This window comes from Brevundimonas sp., assembly GCF_965279155.1.
GTDB lineage: Bacteria > Pseudomonadota > Alphaproteobacteria > Caulobacterales > Caulobacteraceae > Brevundimonas.
The window spans coordinates 328,498-348,642 of record NZ_OZ257138.1; the positions used below are offsets into that span (position 1 = coordinate 328,498).

General features: G+C 66.2%; 16 protein-coding genes. 5 read left to right on the forward strand and 11 right to left on the reverse strand.

Annotated features, from left to right (window positions below):
* Positions 1-35 precede the first annotated feature (35 nt).
* Positions 36-1,820: an acyl-CoA dehydrogenase gene (locus tag ACQY72_RS01580; protein ID WP_428155249.1), complete on the reverse strand. Its 1,785-nt coding sequence runs from the start codon at positions 1,818-1,820 to the stop codon at positions 36-38.
* Between the two features lie 119 nt (positions 1,821-1,939).
* Here ACQY72_RS01580 and ACQY72_RS01585 point away from each other — a divergent pair, with 119 nt between their 5' ends.
* Both ACQY72_RS01585 and ACQY72_RS01590 read left to right on the forward strand, forming a co-directional pair.
* Entirely contained in the window at positions 1,940-2,491 is a 552-nt protein-coding gene (locus ACQY72_RS01585) for a cytochrome b (RefSeq protein ID WP_428155251.1), read from the forward strand.
* Entirely contained in the window at positions 2,488-3,405 is a 918-nt protein-coding gene (locus tag ACQY72_RS01590) for an L-threonylcarbamoyladenylate synthase (protein ID WP_428155252.1), read from the forward strand. Before ACQY72_RS01585 ends, ACQY72_RS01590 begins: the two co-directional genes overlap by 4 nt.
* On the opposite strand, the gene ACQY72_RS01595 is transcribed toward ACQY72_RS01590, so the two are convergent.
* From ACQY72_RS01595 to metC, 7 genes are all read right to left on the reverse strand, one after another.
* A complete protein-coding gene (locus ACQY72_RS01595; RefSeq protein ID WP_428155253.1) occupies positions 3,402-4,469 on the reverse strand; it encodes a patatin-like phospholipase family protein in 1,068 nt (355 codons plus the stop codon). The genes ACQY72_RS01590 and ACQY72_RS01595 overlap by 4 nt on opposite strands.
* Positions 4,470-4,487: 18 nt before the next feature.
* Entirely contained in the window at positions 4,488-5,336 is an 849-nt protein-coding gene (locus ACQY72_RS01600) for a 3-hydroxybutyrate dehydrogenase (RefSeq protein WP_428155255.1), read from the reverse strand.
* Between the two features lie 53 nt (positions 5,337-5,389).
* Positions 5,390-6,160: a peroxide stress protein YaaA gene (gene yaaA, locus ACQY72_RS01605; RefSeq protein WP_428155257.1), complete on the reverse strand. Its 771-nt coding sequence runs from the start codon at positions 6,158-6,160 to the stop codon at positions 5,390-5,392.
* 864 nt (positions 6,161-7,024) lie between these two features.
* Entirely contained in the window at positions 7,025-8,437 is a 1,413-nt protein-coding gene (locus tag ACQY72_RS01610) for an FAD-binding oxidoreductase (protein ID WP_428155259.1), read from the reverse strand.
* A gap of 48 nt (positions 8,438-8,485) precedes the next feature.
* Positions 8,486-10,567 (reverse strand): DNA topoisomerase IV subunit B, encoded by a 2,082-nt coding sequence (locus ACQY72_RS01615; RefSeq protein ID WP_428155260.1) that lies wholly within the window; start codon positions 10,565-10,567, stop codon positions 8,486-8,488.
* Positions 10,542-11,888, reverse strand: coding sequence for an O-antigen ligase family protein (locus ACQY72_RS01620; protein WP_428155261.1), 1,347 nt, complete (start codon positions 11,886-11,888; stop codon positions 10,542-10,544). Before ACQY72_RS01620 ends, ACQY72_RS01615 begins: the two co-directional genes overlap by 26 nt.
* Before the next feature lie 23 nt (positions 11,889-11,911).
* Positions 11,912-13,090 carry a cystathionine beta-lyase gene (gene metC / locus ACQY72_RS01625; protein WP_428155263.1) on the reverse strand — a complete coding sequence of 393 codons (1,179 nt, stop codon included), beginning with the start codon at positions 13,088-13,090 and terminating at the stop codon, positions 11,912-11,914.
* 80 nt (positions 13,091-13,170) lie between these two features.
* On the opposite strand from metC, the gene ACQY72_RS01630 reads away from it, so the two are divergent.
* Both ACQY72_RS01630 and ACQY72_RS01635 read left to right on the forward strand, forming a co-directional pair.
* On the forward strand, positions 13,171-14,262 hold the full coding sequence (locus ACQY72_RS01630) for an amino acid ABC transporter substrate-binding protein (protein WP_428155265.1): 1,092 nt from the start codon (positions 13,171-13,173) through the stop codon (positions 14,260-14,262).
* A gap of 33 nt (positions 14,263-14,295) precedes the next feature.
* Positions 14,296-15,618: a dicarboxylate/amino acid:cation symporter gene (locus ACQY72_RS01635; RefSeq protein WP_428155267.1), complete on the forward strand. Its 1,323-nt coding sequence runs from the start codon at positions 14,296-14,298 to the stop codon at positions 15,616-15,618.
* A gap of 3 nt (positions 15,619-15,621) precedes the next feature.
* On the opposite strand, the gene sseA is transcribed toward ACQY72_RS01635, so the two are convergent.
* The 3 genes from sseA to ACQY72_RS01650 are packed head-to-tail and all read right to left on the reverse strand — an operon-like array spanning position 15,622 to position 19,136.
* Positions 15,622-16,446, reverse strand: coding sequence for a 3-mercaptopyruvate sulfurtransferase (gene sseA, locus ACQY72_RS01640; protein WP_428155269.1), 825 nt, complete (start codon positions 16,444-16,446; stop codon positions 15,622-15,624).
* Positions 16,443-17,663 carry a class I SAM-dependent methyltransferase gene (locus tag ACQY72_RS01645; RefSeq protein ID WP_428155271.1) on the reverse strand — a complete coding sequence of 407 codons (1,221 nt, stop codon included), beginning with the start codon at positions 17,661-17,663 and terminating at the stop codon, positions 16,443-16,445. The genes sseA and ACQY72_RS01645 overlap by 4 nt, the downstream gene beginning before the upstream one ends.
* Positions 17,664-17,681: 18 nt before the next feature.
* Positions 17,682-19,136 carry a cryptochrome/photolyase family protein gene (locus tag ACQY72_RS01650; RefSeq protein WP_428155273.1) on the reverse strand — a complete coding sequence of 485 codons (1,455 nt, stop codon included), beginning with the start codon at positions 19,134-19,136 and terminating at the stop codon, positions 17,682-17,684.
* Positions 19,137-19,248: 112 nt separating this feature from the next.
* Here ACQY72_RS01650 and kdsA point away from each other — a divergent pair, with 112 nt between their 5' ends.
* On the forward strand, positions 19,249-20,127 hold the full coding sequence (kdsA, locus tag ACQY72_RS01655; protein WP_428155275.1) for a 3-deoxy-8-phosphooctulonate synthase: 879 nt from the start codon (positions 19,249-19,251) through the stop codon (positions 20,125-20,127).
* Positions 20,128-20,145: the final 18 nt, after the last annotated feature.

Below are 20,145 nucleotides of genomic sequence, written 5' to 3' on the forward strand. Positions count from 1 at the left end.
GCGGCGAACGTCAAATGAAGAAAAGCAGCGACCCGTCAGCCCGCCAAGGCGTCCACCGTCATCCGTTGCAGCAGTTCGCCGCCTTGGCCGATGGCCGCCAGGCGGCTGGAGACATGGCCCAGCACATTGGCGGCATAGACTTCGTAGAGATCCAGCTTGCCTTGCAGCCAGGCCGGATCGCCGTCCTGCGCATCCAGCTTCGCCTTGGCCGCCAGCGCGCCCTTGGACAGCATCCAGCCGCCGACGACGTCGCCCAGCAGTTTCAGATAGGCGTCGGCCGCCGCCAAGACGTCTGCCGCTGCATTTGGATCGGCCTTCTGATCCAGCAGCCAAAGGGTGGCGTCCTGAACCGCCTCGATGGCCGTCGCGAACCGTTCGACCGGCTTGCCGCTGTAGAGACCGCCGAGATCGACCAAGGTCGCCTTCATGTCAGCGATCAGCGCCTTGGCGGATTCGCCGCCGTCCATCGAAAGCTTGCGCCCGACCAGGTCCATCGCCTGGATGCCATTGGTGCCTTCGTAGATCGGAGCAATGCGGGCGTCGCGATAGTATTGGGCCGCGCCGGTCTCCTCGATGAAGCCCATGCCGCCGTGGACCTGGATCCCCATCGAGGTAACTTCGCAGCCGACATCGGTGGACCAAGCCTTGGCGATGGGGGTGAACAGGTCTTCGCGACCCTTCCAGCGACGACGCTCCTCTTCGGTCCCGGCGTGCTTGGCCAGGTCGGCGGCGACACCTGTGGCCAGGCAGATGGCGCGGGCAGCCGAAATCTTGGCCTTCATCACGCTCAACATCCGGCGCACGTCGGGATGGTCGAAGATCGGGGCGTTGGCTTCGCCGGTCCAGACCGAACGGCCCTGGCGGCGGTCCAGCGCATAGGCGAGGGCGTGCTGGTAGGCGCGTTCGGCGATGCCGACGCCCTCGACGCCGACGGCCAGGCGGGCGGCGTTCATCATCACAAACATATGGGCCAGACCCTGGTTCGGTTGACCAACCAGTTCGGCGGTCGCGCCTTCATAGCTCATGACGCAGGTGGGCGAGGCGTGGATGCCCAGCTTGTGCTCGACCCCGACCGGGCGGAAGGCGTTGCGGTCCCCCAGGGTCCCGTCGTCATTGACCGCGAATTTGGGCGTCAGGAACAGGCTGATGCCTTTCGGCCCCTTGGGTGCGTCTGGCAGGCGGGCCAGCACCAGATGGACGATGTTGTCGGTAGCGTCGTGATCGCCCCAGGTGATGTAGATTTTCTGGCCATTCAGGGCGTAGGTGCCGTCGCCATTCGGCGTCGCCGTGGTGATCAAAGAGCCAAGATCGGAGCCTGCGCCCGGCTCCGTCAGGACCATGGCGCCCGTCCATTCGCCGCTGACCAGTTTGGTCAGATATTTGGCCTTCTGCTCTTCCGTTCCCACCTGTTCCAGAGCCTCGATGGAGGCCAGCGACAGCATGGGACACAGGCCGAACGCCATGTTGGCGGCATGGACGGTTTCATATGCTGCCAGTTCCAGCGCCTTGGGCAGGGCCTGACCGCCGGCCTCGGTCGAGGCGGACAGGCCGGTCCAGCCGCCGGCCGCGAACTGGCGATAGGCGTCGGCGAAGCCCGGCGCGGCGGTGACCGAGCCATTGGCGTAGGTCGAACCCTTCTGGTCGCCGATCCGGTTCAACGGCGCCAGGACCTCTTCCGAGAACTGGCCCGCCGCTTCCAGCACGGCCAAAGCGACATCGGCGTCATAGTCGGGAAAGGCGCCGGTCGCCGCCACATCGGCCATGCCGGCCACCGCCTCCAGGGTGAAGGCCAGGTCTCGAACGGGGGCGCGGTAGGTCATGGGTTTCCTCAATCGTCGTTGCGGCCTAAGTGCCGCGTCGGGGCCGGTCGCTGCAAGCGTCTTGGCGACGCGCCCCATCTAGGTACAAGGTGACGTAGTGCCGTGACGGAAGGGAAGACATGGGCGAGCCCCGCAATCGATATTCGACAGTTTCCCTGCTGTTTCACTGGGGTATCGCTCTGGCCGTTCTGATCCAGGTGCTGCTGATCACGGCGCATGAGAATACGGAAGGGCCGATTTCGGGCCAGTTCGTGATGCTGCACAAGTCGCTGGGCCTGACGATCCTGACGCTGACCCTGGCGCGGATCGGCTGGCGGCTGGCCCATCCGGCCATTCCTTTGCCCTCCGGTCTGCCGCGCTGGCAGCGCATCGGCGCACGCGTCAGCCATGTGCTGTTCTATCTGGCGCTCATCTTCATTCCCATGACCGGCTGGCTGGCGTCTTCGGCCGGCGGGCGTGCGATCGAATGGTTCGGCCTGTTCGCCTGGCCGCTGCTGCCCATCGGCGGCGGGCGCGATGCGGCGCGCAGCCTGATGGGGCTGCATGGGCTGGCGGTGAAGGGGCTGTATGTCCTGATCGCGCTGCATGTTCTGGCGGCGCTGAAGCATCAGTTCATCGACCGGGACAATGTGCTGCACCGGATGATCCCGATCATCCCTCGCCGACCGTGAGCGAGACCCCGGATCAGGCGGCGCAGGCGCTGGCGAACGGCGATTTGATCCTGCTGCCGACCGAGACGGTCTATGGGCTGGGCGCCGATGCGGGCAATGCCCAAGCGGTCGCGGCCATCTTCGCAGCCAAGGGACGGCCGAGGTTCAACCCGCTGATTTCCCACGTCGTCGATGCAGATGCGGCGGCTGCCATCGGAGTATTCGGTCCGGCGGCACGCGCCTTGGCCGAGACCTTCTGGCCCGGTCCGTTGACGCTCGTCACGCCGGTTCGGGACGCTACGCGCGTCTGCGATCTGGCCCGCGCCGGGTTGGACAGCGTGGCGATCCGCGTGCCGGCCCATCCGATGGCGAGGGCGGTGTTGGCGGCGTTCGGTGGTCCGGTCGTGGCGCCGTCAGCCAATCGCTCGGGAAGGCCCAGCCCGACGACGTTTTTCGATGCGGTGGACGAGACCGGCTTCGCGGTCGCCGCCGCGGTCGATGGCGGCCCTTGCCAGGTCGGGTTGGAGAGCACGGTCGTGTCGGTGCTGGGCGGACGTGTCGCCCTGCTGCGGCCGGGCGCTGTCACCCGGTCCGAGATCGAGGCTCTGGTCGGTCTGCTGGCGGACAGCGGGGAGGGGCATCGCTCACCTGGACGGTTGGCTCTGCATTACGCACCGAATGCCCCGGTCAGGATCAAGGCGCATGAGGCGAAGAGCGGCGAAATCCTGCTGGGGTTCGGCGCCGGCGTCGGAGATCCGCGCTGGAGTCTGAGTCCGTCTGGCGACCTGCGGGAAGCGGCGGCCAATCTGTTTCGGCTGTTGCGCGAGGCGGACCGGACCGAGCCGGTCGGGATCGCCGTTTCGCCTATCCCGATGACGGGACTGGGCGAGGCCATCAATGATCGGCTGAGGCGGGCGGCCGGCTTCGTCGGCTAGCCGAATCGGGCCTGTAGATCGACGCTGGACTGGCGGCCGACGCTTGCCAGACAGGTCTGCAACCAATCGTCGGCGGCGGCCCGACCGCGCGCCTTCAGGTCGTTAAGAAAGCTCCATTCGGTATTGAACTTGGATCGCAGCGACAGGTCCGACAGCCAGCCGTCCGCCTCGATGGCGTGCAGGCGGACGTGGCGATAGGGGCCTGATCCGCCGCCCTTCAGCTGGCCGTGGGCGATCATCTCGCCGGCCAGGGCGATGGCGCGCAGTTCGGCGACCAGGGGGGCGTTGAAGACGATCTCGTTCAGCCGATCCACGATGTCGCCGGCGCTGCGGGGCGTCTCATCGCGCGCCAAGGGGTTCAGCGTCACCAGCAGCACGTCATCCGGTGTATCCTCGCCGGTCAGAGGCCAGAGCGGCGGATTGGTCAGATAGCCACCGTCCCAATAGAGCTCGCCGTCGATCTCGACCGCCTGGAACAGATGGGGCAGGCAGGCAGAAGCCATCAGGACATCGGCGTTGATCTCGGACGTCTCGAAAAGCCGGGTCTTGCCTTGGCGGACAGCGGTGGCGGCGACGAACAGCCGTATATCCGAGGCCTGGACCGCACCGAAATCGACCGCCGCCTTCAGCACCCGTTTCAGAGGATTGTGGTTCAGCGGGTTGAATTCATAGGGGCTCATGGACATCGCCAACGTCTCGCCGGCGCGCCAGAAGGGGTTGTCCTTGATCCAGTCGGGCGGCTGGGCGGCGTTCCACATCGCGCTGTCGCCAAAGACGTTTCGGCCGCCAGACTGGTTCACCTCGCGCCACAGCTTGTCCAGCGCTGCACGGGCGTCGCCGGTCGCAAGGCCGGACACCAGCGCCGCGCCGTTCATGGCGCCGGCCGACACGCCGGACACCGCACGGACATCCAGTCGGTCGTCTTCCAGCAGTCGATCCAGCACGCCCCACTGAAAGGCGCCGTGCGCGCCGCCCCCCTGAAGAGCGAGACAGACGGGGCGACGGCCCGTGAGATCAGGCAGATCTTCCGCCGGTTGGGCGGTCTTGCGTTTGAAGATCGCCATGGTCGCCCCAGTCTGAAATTATTGAGCGGTCCAACCGCCGTCGATGGAGAAACTGGCCCCGTTCGCCGAGGCGCCGAGATCGCTGACCAGATAGAGGAAAATGCCGGTCAGTTCGTCCGTGGTCACGAATCGCTTGGTCGGCTGGGCGGCCAGGATGATGTCGGTCAGCACCTGCTCCTCGGTCATGTTGCGGGTGCGGGCCTGGTCCGCGATTTGTTTCGTCACGATCGGCGTCTCTACGAAGCCGGGGCAGATGGCGTTGCAGGTGATGTTGTCCCGCGCCAGTTCCAGCGCCACCGTCTTGGTGAAGCCGATGACGCCGTGCTTTGCTGCGACATAGGCGGACTTGAACGGACTGGCGACCAGCCCGTGGGCAGAGGCCATGTTGACGATCCGGCCGTGCCCTTGCGCCTTCATGATCGGGATCGCGGCGCGCGTGGCGTAAAAGGCCGACGACAGGTTGATGGCGATGATCTTCTCCCACTGGTCGGTGGGGAATTTCTCGACCGATTCGACGTGCTGGATGCCGGCGTTGTTGACCAGAATGTCCAGGCGGCCCAGCTCGCTTTGGGCGAAGGCGACCATGTCCGCAATCTCTTCGCCGCGCGTCATGTCGGCGGGATGATAGTGGACACGGACCCCAGACGAGGCTTCCAACTTGGCGCGCGTGCGCTCGATCTCGGCCGGATCGCCCAGGCCGTTCAGGACGACGTCGCCACCCCCCGCCGCTACGGCTCGCGCCAGGGCCAGGCCGATGCCGGAGGTCGAGCCGGTCACAATTGCAACCTGGCCCTTCAGGTCGCCAATGTTGCGGAACGTCGGCGTCTCGCCGTCGGCGTCCGTGGATGCATTAGGCCGTTGCGACATGGGTCCGCCCTTAGGTTCGTCGTGGGGAGATTAGCGTCAGGACGGGTCGGGGATCAAGAATTTCCCGATCTGATGAATATCCATTCGCTTTCGGTGGATGCGGCCTTGTCGAACTTGTAACCGTCGCGGTCGAAAGCCTTCAGGTCCACGACGCGTTCCACGCGCTCGTCGATAGCGAAGCGCGCCATGGCGCCGCGCGCCTTCTTGGCAAAGAAGGAGATGATGCGGCTCTCGCCGTTCTTCTCTTCGCGAAACTGCGGCGTGACGATCGGCAGCTTAAGCGCCTTGGCGTCCACGGCGCCGAAATATTCCTGGCTGGCCAGGTTCACCAACGTCGGATCAGCCTGACCTTCAGCATCGGCGTTCAACTGCTTGGAGATCCGCTCGCCCCAGAAGTCGTAGAGGCTGGATCCGCGCCGGGTTTTCAGCCGTGTGCCCATCTCCAGGCGATAGGGCTGGATCCGGTCCAGCGGACGCAGCAGGCCGTAGAAGCCCGACAGGATGCGCAGATGATCCTGGGCATAGGTGAGCGCCTTGGCGTCGAGTTCGCGCGCTTTCAGCCCCTCATAGACGTCGCCGGCGAAGGCGAAGGCGGCCTGGACGCCATCGGTCGATTCGGAATCGAAGGCCTTGAATCGGGCGACGTTCAGCGTCGCCAGGTCGTCCGAAATGCCCATCAGGCGGCGAAGATCGGCCTTTGTCTGACGCCGCGCGGTCGTCGCCAGGCTGGCGGTGTCTTCGGCGAATCGACGCTCAGTGCCGGGAAGCGCTGGATCGGCCTCGGTGAAGTCGAGCCGTTTGGCGGGAGAGAGAACGATCAGCAATTGGCGGCTCCGTTGCAGCGCCGCTGACATAGGCCGCTTCGGCGAGGATTTGAACGGGGTGCGACGCCTGCGCAAGGCGCGAGCTTGTGGATCGGAGACGATGAGATCGGCGTGGACATAGGGCGCGTCTTGCAGAACGGGATTTAGGACAAGCGTGTTCGGCCTCGCGCTTTCGCTGCGAAGTTATTGGAGGGCTGGGCGGAGCGCCGGGCCTTCGCCCGGAATGTGAGTTTGTAAGTACCGTTTCGACGAAGGGTATGACGCTCCGCGCGGAAGGTTGGCCTGCAAGCTCGGGGCGTCGAGTGGTGGCGGTCTTATCGCCTAACCCCATAAGCCTGCGACGGGTCGGCGAGGTCTGCGAAACCCCGTCCCGAGTGCGATCGAGTATCCCCCTCGACGCTCCGACGGCGTTCGCCGCCGGCGCGAGCCGTTTCAGACCCGCTCCCGTTCCATCCGCTCCCGCCGCCGCAAGGTCGCAGGCCAAGCGAGCCCTCCGGGCGACGGGACGGGTGTAGAATACGCGCGTTTCCAAGGGGGAATGGGAGAAGGGGGACATAATTCGGCAAGCGATTGAAATCGCTGGGAATGAACTAGCATCATTGTGATGGCTGGCGCGCGATTCACGTCTCTCTACACCCGTCATCCTCGGCCTTGTGCCGAGGACCCACCCGTCCGCTGCGCGATCAACAGGCGGGGCGCACGAAGCGTTATGCGCCTTCTTTTCACGTTCGATTCCGCCTTACCGTGGGTCCTCGGCACAAGGCCGAGGATGAAAAGAGGGCGAGGCGCCTCCTGTGGGACTTTGAGGCCCCCTTCGCCCCTACGCGGTCCCACTCCCTGCAAAGCGGGGAGGAGACGGGAGCGTTAGAACAGAACGGCCGGGTTCATGATCCGCTTGGGGTCGATGGCGCGGCGGATGGCGGCCATGGTTTCGATCTCAACGGGGGATTTGTAGCGTTTGACCTCTTCGGTCTTGAGCCGGCCCAGGCCGTGTTCGGCCGAGATCGAGCCGTCGTAGGTTCCGACAACGTCGTGAACGACTTGCGAGCCTTCCTTCCAGAGACCGATGAAGGCGGGGATGTCCTGACCGAAGCCCGGCAGGATGTCGTAGTGCAGATTACCGTCGCCGACGTGGCCGAAGACCGAGATGCGGGCGCCGGGGTGGAAGCGTTCGACGGCGGCCGAGGCTTCGTCAATGAATTCGGCGATGCGGCTGATGGGGACGGAGACATCGTGTTTCCAGCCGCCGCCCTCGGGCTTCAGGGCCGCCGAATGTTCTTCGCGCAGACGCCAGAAAGCGGCGCGCTGGGCGTCGTTCTGGGCGATGGCGGCGTCGGTGATCAGGCCTTCCTCGAAGGCGACTTCCAGCAAGGCCTCCATCTGGGCCTCGGCGCCGCCCGGCGTGCCCGAGGCGATCTCGATGAGAACATACCAGTCGGGCGTCGAGTCCAGAGGTTCGCGGGTGTCGGGGATGTTCTTGAGCACCAGCGCCATGCCCAGACGCTTCATCAGCTCGAAGGCCTCGACCCCGCCGCCGGTCTCGGCCTTGGCGCGGGCCAGCAGTTCGACCGAGGCGGCGGCCGTCTCCAGGCCGACGATGGCGACGGCGCGCGACCGCATGATCGGGAACAGTTTCAGGGTGGCGGCGGTGACGACGCCTAGCGTGCCCTCGGCGCCGATCAGCAGCTGTTTCAGGTCATAGCCGGTGTTGTCCTTGCGCAGCCGCTTCAGGCCGCGGAAGATTTCGCCGTTGGGCAGGACAGCCTCGATGCCCAGGACCAGATCGCGCATCATGCCGTAGCGGAGCACCTGGGTGCCGCCGGCGTTGGTGGAGATGACGCCGCCGATGGTGGCAGACCCCTCGGCCGCCAGACTGAGCGGGAAATAGCGGCCGGCCGCCGTCGCCGCCTGTTGCGCCTCGAACAGGGTCAGGCCGGCCTCGACCGTCATGGCGTCGTCCAGCGGGGTCACGTCGCGGACGGCTCGCATCTTGCGCGTCGAGAGCAGAACTTCGCCGAAGGGGATTTGGCCGCCGACCAGGCCCGTTCCTCCGCCATGAGGTGTGATGGCGACGCCTTCGCGCGCGCAGATCGTCACGGCCTTCGCCGTTTCCTCGACTGAACGCGGGGTCAGCAGGATCGGCGTATTGCCGGTCCAGCGATTGCGCCATTCGGTGAGCGACGGGGCGATGACGTCGGGATCCTGGGTCCAGCCGCCCGGACCCAGCGCGGCCTTCAGTTCATCGAGCACGGCGGAGGAGGGGGCGGGCGTCTGCATGCCCCCTTTTGTCAGGCGGCGTCGTTCGGTGGAAGAGCCGCGAAGGCCTCAGACGTCGAGTTCTTCTTTCACGAACTGCGCGTTTTCCTGAATGAACTGGAAACGGGCGTCGGCGCGCTTGCCCATCAGGCGTTCGACCAGGTCCTCAATGTCGGTCTCGGCGTCCGGCACGGTGATCCGGGCCAGGGTGCGCTTCTTGGGGTCCATGGTGGTCTCCTTCAGCTGGGAGGCCATCATTTCGCCCAGGCCCTTGAACCGGCCGATCTCGGTCTTCTTGCCCTTGAAGACGGTGGCCATCAGCTCGTCGCGGTGGGCGTCGTCGCGGGCGTATTCGCTCAAGGGGCCGGCGCTGATGCGATAGAGCGGCGGCAGGGCCATGAAGACCCGACCCTGGCGGATGGTTTCGGGCATGACGCGGTAGAAGAAGGTGATCAGGAGGGCCGCGATGTGGGCGCCGTCCACGTCGGCGTCGGTCATGATGACGATCCGCTCGTAGCGCAGGTCGTCGATATTGAACCGATTGCCCGGCTGGACGCCCATGGCGAGCGCCAGGTCGGACAGTTCTACGTTCTGGCGCAGCTTGTCCGCCGTGGCCGAGGCGACGTTCAGGATCTTGCCGCGCAGGGGCAGGATGGCCTGGGTCGTGCGGTCGCGCGCCTGTTTGGCCGAGCCGCCGGCCGAATCGCCTTCGACGATGAAGAGCTCGGTCCCCTGGGCCGACTGGCGGCTGCAATCCGACAGCTTGCCCGGCAGGCGCAGCTTGCGGGTGGCGGCGGCGCGCTGGACCTCCTTGTCCTTGCGGCGACGCAGGCGGTCCTCGGCGCGGTCGACGACGAATCCAAGCAGGGCGTTGGCCTGTTTGGGGCTTTCGGTCAGCCAGTGGTCCAGCGGGTCACGGAGCAGTTGCTCCACGATGCGCGTGCCCTCGGGCGAGGATAGACGGTCCTTGGTCTGGCCCTGGAACTCGGGATTGCGGATGAAGACGCTGATCAGGGCGCCGGCGTTGGCGATGACGTCCTCGGCCGTGATGATGGCGGCGCGCTTCTCGTTGGTCAGTTCGCCGTAGGATTTCAGACCCTTGACCAGAGCGGCGCGGAAGCCGGCCTCGTGCGTGCCGCCGTCGGGGGTGGAGACGGTGTTGCAGTAGGACTGGATGAAGCCGTCGGATTCGCCGAAGCCGATGGGCGACCAGGTGACGGCCCATTCGAAGGCGCCCGCCTCGCCCTGGCGCTCGGCGCGGCCGGCGAAGGTGGGGGTGACGGTGTCCAATTCGCCGATCCGGTCGACCAAGGCGTCGGCCAGGCCACCGGGGAAGTGCAGGCTGGCCTGGGTCGGGGTGGCGTCGGTGATCCGCTCGGGCGCGCAGGTCCACCGGATCTCCACGCCACGGAACAGATAGGCCTTGGAGCGGGCCATACGGAACAGACGGGCGGGTTTGAAGGCCGCGCCCATGCCGAAGATTTCGTCGTCGGGCTTGAAGCGGATCAGGGTGCCGCGCTTCTTGGATGGGCCGATCTGCTGGATGGGGGCCAGGACGGCGCCGCGGCTGAAGGCCTGTTTCCATTCGAAGCCGTCGCGCCAGACGGTGACCTCGACGCTTTCGCTGAGCGCATTGACGACCGAGACGCCGACGCCGTGCAAACCGCCTGAAGTTTCATAGGCCTTGCCGGAGAACTTGCCACCTGAGTGGAGGACGGTCATGACCACTTCCAGCGCCGACTTGCCGGGGTGTTTGGGGTGCGGATCGACCGGGATGCCGCGGCCGTCGTCACGCACCGACAGATAGCCCTCGGCGTCCAGATCCACGGTGATCAGCTTGGCGTGTTTGGCCACCGCCTCGTCCATGGCGTTGTCCAGGACTTCGGCGAACAGGTGGTGCAGGGCGCGCTCGTCGGTGCCGCCGATATACATGCCGGGGCGTTTGCGGACGGGCTCCAGCCCCTCCAGCACCTCGATGGAGGAGGCCGAATAGGCGTTGGCGCTGCCGGCCGTCGGCGCAGCGGCTGCGGTCGGGGTAGGGGATGGCGCAGGCGCGGGCGGCGCCTCGGGCGGTTTCACGGCCACGGGTTTGGGAGGCTCGGGTTTGCGAGCTTCGGGTTCGTCATCAAAAGCGAAGAGGTCGGCGGCCATTCACATAGTCTGAGGCGATTCGGGACCGGGTCTGGTAGGCCCGTGAGGCCGGTCGAGCAAGCGGCGCGCGAACAGGGGCCGGATCGAAGGTCACGGCGCGGGCCATGATCGCCAGCATCAGGATCCACGGCAGGTTGGCGTGGGTCAGCAGGACGCTCTCCGACAGACTCAATGCCGTGAACACGGTCAGATAGGCGATGCTCCAATACCCTTCGCGCGCGCCCTGGCCGTTCAGCCGCGCGACGATCAGGATCGCAGAGATTCCCATGACGGCGCCGACAGCAACCGCGCCGGGCCAGCCCAACTGGACCAGCAGGTCGATCCAGCCGTTGTGCGCGGACGGCACGGGCCACTGGGTCTCGATGCGAATTTCGCGTGCGGGGATGGAGTCCACGCCCCAGAACGCGCTGAAGCCGTAGCCGGTCCAGGGACGCTCGGCGACCTTTCGCATTAAAGCTTCCCAGATCAGGGTGCGGCCGGTCAGTGATGGGTCCTTGCCCAGGGCTTCCAGGATCGCCGCCGAATCCGAGTTCCACAGCCAGGTCGCTGCCGCCGCTGTCACGACGCCCAACCAGATCCCGGCGACCGTGATCACCGCGCCGCCCTGTTTCAGCGTCCACCAGCCCCCCACCATGCCCAGGCCCAGGCCCCAGCACAGCAGCGATGTCTTCGATTGGGTGGCGAGCACCAGGAGCGTGGTGAGGCCCAAGGTCAGCAGGCAAACCCAGAAACGGTTGCTGCGCCCGGCGATATGATCGGCGGCCAGGGTCGCGGCGGCCGAAACGGCGCCGATCACCATGACCAGACCCATCTGGTTCTTCTCGTACCAGAGGCCGCGCCAAAGGCCGGCGTTGTCGAACTGATGCACGCCCACCTTGGGATAGCCGAACACCATGAGAAGGCTGCCGATCGCCATCACCAGGCCGGTGTACATCAGGACGCGCGGTAGGGCGTCGTCGCGGAATCGGGCGCCCAGATAGATGGCGAAGGCGCTGTTGATGGCCATGGCGATCACGCGGCGCTCGGTCACGCCGGGGTCGATGGACCAGTATTTCGACACGAAACACAGGGCGACCAGGCCGAACATCATCAGCCAGGCCGGCCAGGCCCGAATGACCTTGTCGAAGCGAAACACGATCAGGCCGGCGATGACGGCGTAGACCGGCAACCAGATGAACCGCAGGATCGGCGTCTCGACCTGGGTCGGGGCGATGACGGGGGCGATCAGAGCGCCGGTCAGCATGAAGACGACGAAGCCGGCCGCCCACTGTTCCCACAGCGGCGGCGAATCATCCTGAATCTGAACGGGCGGTTCGCGCACCGGCGCACAGTCCTTTACGGCGCTTAAGGAACCGTGAGTGCGGCGTTGAAAGCGGCGAGGCCCCGTTCCAGATCGACGATCAGGTCGGCGGGGTCTTCCAGTCCGACATGAATGCGGATCAGTTCGCCCTCCAGCACGGGCGGGTGGTCGCGATAGGCCATCTGATGCGTCTCGTGGGTGATCAGACTTTCGAACCCACCCCAGGAATAGCCCAGCCCAAACAAGGTGAGGGCGTTCAGGAAGGCCTCGCCCGCCGGCTTGTCGCCGCCCTTCATGACCAAGCCCATCAGGGACGCCGCGCCTGTGAAATCCCGCCGCCACAGATCATGGCCGGTCGAGCCGGGCAGGGGCGGGTAGAGGACGCGGGAAACCTCGGGCCGCGTTTGGAGCCATTCCGCGACGATCAGGCCTGACCGCGCCTGTTCTGCATAGCGCAGCGGCAGGGTCCGCAGGCCGCGCAGCGCCAGCCAGGCATCGTCGGGCGACACATGCCAGCCCAGGTCCTCGATCGTGTCGCCTATGGCGCGCAGGCAGGCGGGATCATTGGCGGCGATGCTGCCCATCAGCACGTCCGAGTGTCCGCCGACATATTTGGTGACGGCCTGGACGCTGACATCCACGTCATGGGCCAGCGGGCGGTAGGCCAGACCGGCGGCCCAGGTATTGTCGACAACCGTCAGGATGCCGCGCGTGCGGCAGGCCCGGGCCACGGCGACGACATCGACCATTTCGAACGTCAGGGACGACGGCGACTCCATCAACACCAGTCGGGTCTGGTCGCCCAGGGCCGCGACAATGGCGGAAGCATCTGCATCGGCAGGAAGGAACCGAGTCGTGACGCCGCGTGCGGCCTGATAGCGGCTGAGGAAGCGGCGCGTGGGGCCATAGACGGCGTCCGTGGTGATCACCTCGTCGCCCGGCCGCAGCAGGGCCAGGAGCGGAACGGTGACGGCCGCCAGGCCGGAGGGGACCAGAAAGGCGTCCTTCGCCCCCTCCAGATCGGCCAGAGCCCGTCGGAGATCGCGCGCCGCACTGGTGCCGCTGAGCCCATAGCTCGGACCGCCTGTCTCGTCGCGCATGACGCCGGCCGTGTCGCTGAGCATGGTCGAGGCGCGTTCGATGGGCGGGTTCACACCCCGCCGCCCTTGCCCCCGACGTGTTGCGGCGGCGATCAGGCGGGTGCGGTCCGAATGCGGCGACATGGCGTTTCCGATGGGTTGCGGATCGGGCCCTAAAGGCCTCTAAAGCCAGCGGGGCGCAAGCGGCGAGGGATAGGAACGCGATGCGGTGCTGGATGATCGGAGCGATGGCGGCGGTGCTGCTGACGGCCGCGTGCGGGCGGCAGGACGCCGATCCGACGCCGGAGACGACCCCTGTCGCACCGACCGCGACCACGCCCAGCGCCGTTCCCGAAAGCCCGACCCTGGCGGCGATCAAGCGACGCGGCCGCCTGAACTGCGGCGTGCATCAGGGACTGGTCGGGTTCGCCTATACCGACAATCGCGGTCAGTGGCGCGGGTTCGACGTGGACTTCTGCCGCGCCACGGCGGCAGCCGTGCTGGGCGATGCGAATGCTGTTCGGTTCGTGCCCTTGTCGGCGTCGGATCGGTTCACAGCGCTGAACGACGGCAGGATCGACGTGCTGTGGCGCAACTCTTCCTGGACCATGAGCCGCGACGCCGGCGAGGGGTTCGTCTTCGCCGGCATCAACTATTACGACGGCCAAGGCTTTCTGGTCCGGCGATCGCTGAACCTGAACAGCGCGACGGAGCTGAACGGCGCGCGGGTCTGCGTGCAGTCCGGCTCGACCTCGCAGGTCAACGCCGCCGACTATTTCCGGTCGCGTGGCATTGAATATCGGCCTGTCGTCTTCGAAACCGAAGAGGCGGCGCGCGACGCCTATGGCCGCGAGGATTGCGACGCCTTCAGCGCCGACATCTCCGCTTTAGCCGCAGCCCGGACCGTTCTGACCAACCCCAACGAACATGTGATCCTGTCGGACGTGGCGTCCAAGGAGCCGCTGGGGCCGGTCGTCAAGGCGGGCGACGAGCGTTGGGCCTCTACCGTGCGCTGGACCCTGAACGCCCTGATGCTTGCCGAGGAGCTGGGGGTGACCAAAGCCAGTGTGGAGGCTCAGTCCAAGACTGCGACGGACCCGCGCGTGCGGCGTTTGCTGGGCGTCGAGGGCGAGTTCGGCCCCATGCTGGGCTTATCCAAGACCTGGGCCAGGGACGCCGTCGGGGCGGTCGGCAATTACGGCGAGATCTTCGAGCGGAACCTGGGGGCGCAATCGGCGCTCGACCTGGCGCGCGGTTTGAACGCACAATGGAACGCGCGTCCGGCCGGCTTGATCTATGGTCTGCCGATCCGATAAGCGCCGACGTTTGTATCGCTTCCTGGGGGATAGATGACCGAGACGAAACGTGGCGGCCTCGCGCTGCACTGGCTGATGCTGATCGGTTTCGCCGTGGGTCTGGGCGGCGGTTTGATCGTCAATCTGACGCTGGGCGCCGACACGGGCTGGGTCGTCTGGCTGACGGACAACGTCACAGGGCCGCTGGGTCAGATCTTCCTGCGCCTGCTGTTCATGATGGTCATCCCCCTGCTGTTCTCGGCCCTGGTGGTCGGGGTGGCCGAGATGGGCGACCTCAGCTCGCTGGGGCGGGCGGGGATCAAGACCCTGATGCTGACGATCCTGGTGTCCAGCATCGCCGTGGTGATCGGCCTGGTGATGGTCAATGTGTTCCAGCCCGGACGGGGCGTCGATCCCGTGCTGGCGCAACAGCTGCTGGAGCAGGGCCGCGATGGCGCGGCCGGCATCGTGCGCGGGGCGCCCGAGACCATCCAGCTTGGCGACTTCTTCCTGGAGCTGATCCCGTCGAACGTCTTCACGGCGGCGGCCGAGAACCAGATCCTGCCGGTGATGGTGTTCGCCCTGTTCTTCGGCATCGGCCTAGTGATGGCCAAGTCACCCGCCACCGACCGGCTGCAGCAGGTCATCGAGGGCATGTTCGAAGTCACGATGAAGCTGATCAACCTCTTCATCAAACTGGCCCCCATCGCCATCGCCTGCCTGATGTTCAACCTGGCGGCTCTGTTCGGATGGGATCTGCTGGTGCGGCTGGCGGCCTATGTGGGTGTCGCCGTGGGCGCCATGGCGATCCATATGTTCGTGGTCTATCCGCTGGTGATCTGGATCCTGGGCGGCCGTTCGCCCATCGCCTTCTTCAAGGGCGTGCGCGAGCCGATGGTGGTGGCCTTCTCGACCGCCTCGTCCAACGCCTCGCTGCCGGTGTCGCTGAAGGCGGCCGAGAAAGAGTTGAAACTGCCGCGCAAGATCGCCCGGTTTGTCCTGACCGTGGGCGCCACCGCCAACCAGAATGGCACGGCCCTGTTCGAGGGCGTGACGGTGCTGTTCCTGGCGCAGTTCTTCGGCGTCGATCTAACGATCACCCAGCAGGTCATCGTCATGCTGGTGTGCATACTGGGCGGGATCGGCACGGCGGGTGTGCCCGCCGGTTCGCTGCCGGTCGTGGCGATGATCCTGGTGATGGTGAAAGTGCCGCCCGAAGGGATCGGCCTGATCCTGGGCGTGGATCGCTTCCTGGACATGTGCCGTACGACGCTGAACGTCACCGGCGATCTGGTCTTGGCGACCGTGGTGTCGCGTGGCGAAGAGGATGACACTGTCGAAGCGGACGATGTCGTGCCCGTAGCGCCGCCGGCCTGAGATTCAGCCTGTCTCGACCGGAGTGTCCTCGCGGGCGCCCCATTCAGACCAAGAGCCGTCATAGAGCCGTGACGCGCGCCCAAGCTCGGCCAAGCCTAGGGTCAGAATGGCGGTGGTGACGCCGGAGCCGCAGGTGGTCACGATGGAGCTATCGATGTCCACACCTGCATCGACGAAGGCCTGCTCCAGCGCCGAACCGCGCTTCATCGTGCCGTCCTCGTTCAGCAGGCGGCCGTAGGGCAGGTTGAGCGCGCCTGGCATATGACCGCCGCGGACTCCGGGGCGGGGTTCGGCGGCCTGACCAGTGAAGCGCGCAGCGCCGCGCGCATCGACGATCTGGACGCCTTGGGCCAAGGCGTCGCGGACGTCATCGAGCGAAGCGATGGCCTCACCGGGATCTGCGGCCTCGAAACCGGTCGCGACGACTTCCGATTCGCCAGTCTGCACGGGGTGGCCCCGCGCCAGCCAACGCGGGAGGCCGCCGTCCAGCACTTGAACCTGCCTGGCGCCCATCGTCTTCAGCATCCACCAGACACGGGCCGCCGAGAACAGGCCGGCCGTGTCGTAGACGACGATCCGGTGGTCGTTCCCGATGCCAAGGGCGCCGACCGAGGCCGCGAACGATTGCGGCGCCGGCATCATGTGGGGCAGGGGGCTGTCGCGGTCGGACACGGCATCCAGATCAAAGAAGACCGCGCCGGGAATGTGAGCTTGCTCGAAGTCAGCGCGGGCGTCCCGTCCGTCCAGATGCCAACTGCCATCGACGATGCGTAGGCCGGGCTCGTCCAAACGAATGCCGAGATCTTCGCTGGAAATCAAAAAGCTCATGGTCGGGACAGGGCCAGTTGGATGACATCGGTGCGGCCGGATCGGAACCCGGCTTCGCAATAGGCGAGATAGAAGCGCCATAGCCGCCGGAAACGCTCATCGAAACCGGGAATCCTGCTGATTTCGGACCAACTTGCCTGGAAGCGCTCGTCCCAGCGTTTCAGGGTGCAAGCATAGTCGAGACCGAACCGCTCGACGGCCTGCCAGGACAGGCCCGCCGCCGAGGTGACAGGCGCCAATCGCTCCTCAGACGGCAGCATGCCGCCAGGGAAGACGTACTTCTGGATGAAGTCGGTGCGGGCGTTGTATTCCTCGAACAGGACGTCCTTGATGGTGATGATCTGCAGCCCCGCGACGCCGCCCGGCTTGAGGACATCGTGGACCTTGTCGAAATAGGCGGGCCAGTATTCCTTGCCGACCGCCTCGAACATCTCGATGGAGGCGACGCGGTCGAACTGGCCCTGGACGTCGCGGTAATCGACCAGCTCGATCCTGGCTTTGTCGGCCAGCCCCGCATTGAACAGCCGTTGCTGCGCGAAGTCGTGCTGCTCCTTGGAGATGGTGATGCCGGTGACATTCGCGCCGATCTCGCGCGCCGCGAACTCGGCGAAGCCGCCCCAGCCGCAGCCGATCTCCAGGACCGACATGCCGGGTTTCAGGTCCATCATCCGCGCCAGGCTGGCGTATTTCTCGCGCTGACCGGCCTCCAGCGTCTCGTCATCGCGACGAAAACGCGCCGACGAATAGGTCATCGAGGCATCCAGCCAGTTCAGATAGAAGGCGTTGCCCAGGTCGTAGTGGGCGTGGATGTTCTTCTTGGAGCCCGTGCGGCTGTTGCGGTTGCTGCGGTGCGACAGCCAGTTGACCGCCATCATCAGCCAGTTGCCGTCGAACAGGCGACGAATGTGGTCGTAATTATCGACCAGGGTTTCCAGCAGGGCGGCCAGATGCGGGCTGTCCCATTCGCCGGCCATATAGCCCTCTGCGAATCCGATATCGCCGGCGGCCAGGACACGGCGCGCGAAGCCGTAATCCTTGACGTGCATCACGCCGCTGGGGCCGGGCTGCTTGCCTTCCAGCACATGGGCCTCTCCATTCGGCAGATGCACCGTCAGGCGCCCAAAGGTCCAGTTGGAGGCGAGCAGGCGTAGCAGCATCGCAAAGACGCGGGGCGTCCGTGCGGCGGCGGCCTTCAGGTCGGTCGTGGCGAGACTCATGATGAACCTTTCTGCGCGTCAATCACGGTCGGTCGTGTCGTCGCCGCGTCCCGACACCGTCTTGAGGGCGTCGAGGGCGCGAGCACGAGCTTGGCCATGATCCAAGATGGGGTGGGGATAGTCTTTGCCAAGCCTGACGCCGGCGTCGCGCAGCACCTCGGTCGGGGCGGTCCAGGGAGCCTGGAGCCAGCGGTCGGGCAGGGCGCGCAGTTCGGGAACCCAGCGGCGGACATAGCCGCCCTTGGCGTCGAACTTCTCGCCCTGGGCGATGGGATTGAAGATGCGGAAATAGGGCGAGGCGTCGGCGCCGGACCCGGCGACCCACTGCCAGTTCTGCACATTGCTGGCCAGATCGGCGTCGACCAACGTGTCCCAGAACCAGGCCTCGCCCTCGCGCCAATCGATCAGCAGATGCTTGACCAGGAAGGAGGCGACCACCATCCGCACGCGATTGTGCATCCAGCCGGTCGCCCAGAGTTGTCGCATCCCGGCATCGACCAGCGGATAGCCAGTTCGGCCGCGTTTCCAGGCCTCCAAGCCCTTGGGATCGTCACGCCAGGGCATGGCGTCGTATTCGGGGCGGAAGGCGCGCTCGGGCATGGTCGGGAAATGGTGGAGCAGGTGGGCGGAGAAATCGCGCCAGCCGATCTCGGCGACGAACTTCTCGGCTTCGGCGGCGGTGACCTTGCCTGCTGCGGCCGCGTCACGCGCGCGTTCAACGGCGCGCCACGGACTGATCTCGCCCCAATGCAGGTGCGGCGACAGGCGGCTGGTCGCGGGGCGGTCGGGGTGGTCGCGACCGACGGCGTAGGTCTTCAGCCCGCCGGACAGAAAGTCGGACAGGGCGGCCGAAGCGCCGTCTTCGCCCGGCGTCCAGTCGAAGCCTTTGGACCAGTCCGGCTCCGTCGGATGCAGTTTCCAGTCGTCAATCGACTCGCTCTCGATGGCAGTCGGGGTGTCGATCGCGCGCGGGCCGGTCGTGTGGGCGGGCGGTTCGGCCTGGGCCAGCAGCGCCTTCAGGAACGGCGTGAAGACCTTATAGGGGCCGCCCGTGCCGTTCAGCACCGCGCCGGGCCGACAAAGCAGCGATCCGTTGAAGCCCCGGCATTCGACGGCGTCGGCTTTCAGCGCATGGGCGATCTCGGCGTCGCGTTCGAACGCCTGCGGTTCGAACAGCCGGTTCATGAAGACGGCGTCGGCATTGGTCTCCTGGATCAGCTTCTGAAGTTGCGACAGCGAATCGCCGCTTCGCAAAATCAACCGCGAACCCCGGGTTTGAAGCGACGCGTCGAGCGCCCGGAGCGACTTGTCGAGCCACCACAGCGACGCGGCGCCGGTCTGGCGATCCGGATTTCGATCCAGGATGAAGACCGGCAGGATCGGCCGTCCCAACTCGGCGGCGTGGTTCAAGGCGGGGTTGTCGTGCAGGCGCAGGTCGCGGCGGAACCAGAGGATGACAGGCTTGGTGGCCACGCTGGCGAACTCCGTGATAACTTGCGCTCAACCGTTCAGAGCGCCACCTGATGGCCCAATAGCTGCGGCAAACGCCGCCTCTACAACACTCGAACTTCGAAAGAGCCGCCTCGTGAGCCGACCCAACGCAGTCATTACGTTGTCCGAAGGTCTTCGGACGCCTGTCGTCATCGGCGGCGGCGCCAGAATCGCCTTTATCGCCGGTCCCTGCCAGATGGAAAGCCGTCAGCACGCACTGGAAACGGCCCACGCGCTGAAGGAAATCGGCGAGCGGCTAAACGTCGGGATCATCTACAAGACCAGTTTCGACAAGGCGAACCGCACCAGCGCCAGCGCCGCGCGCGGCATCGGCCTGAAGGAGGCCATGCCGATCTTCGCCGAGATTCGCGAAGTGACCGGCCTGCCGACCCTTACCGACGTCCATTCCGAGGCCCAGTGCGGTCCGGTGGGCGAGGTGGTCGATGTGCTGCAGATCCCGGCCTTCCTCAGCCGTCAGACCGACCTGCTGCTCGCCGCCGCCGCCACCGGTAAGGCGATCAACATCAAGAAGGGTCAGTTCCTGGCGCCCTGGGACATGAAGAACGTCATCGCCAAGGTGGTCGGGGCGGGCAATCCCAACGTCATGGCCTGCGAGCGGGGCGCCAGCTTCGGCTACAACACCCTGATCAGCGATATGCGGGCGCTTCCGGTGCTGCGTGAGATCGGCTGCCCTGTCGTGTTCGACGCGACCCACAGCGTCCAGCAGCCGGGTGGGCAGGGCACGTCCTCGGGCGGGCAGCGCGAGTTCGTGCCAGTGCTGGCGCGTGCCGCCGTCTCGGTCGGGGTGGACGCGGTCTTCGTGGAGACGCACCCGGATCCGGACAATGCGCCGTCGGACGGGCCCAACATGGTGCCGCTGGACCAGTTCGAAGCCCTGGCCGCGCAACTGATCGCCTTCGACGACTTGGCCATCAAGATCGGGGCCAAGGCGCCGGTGGCGCAGGCCGCCTGAATCCTCTAGGTCGGACCC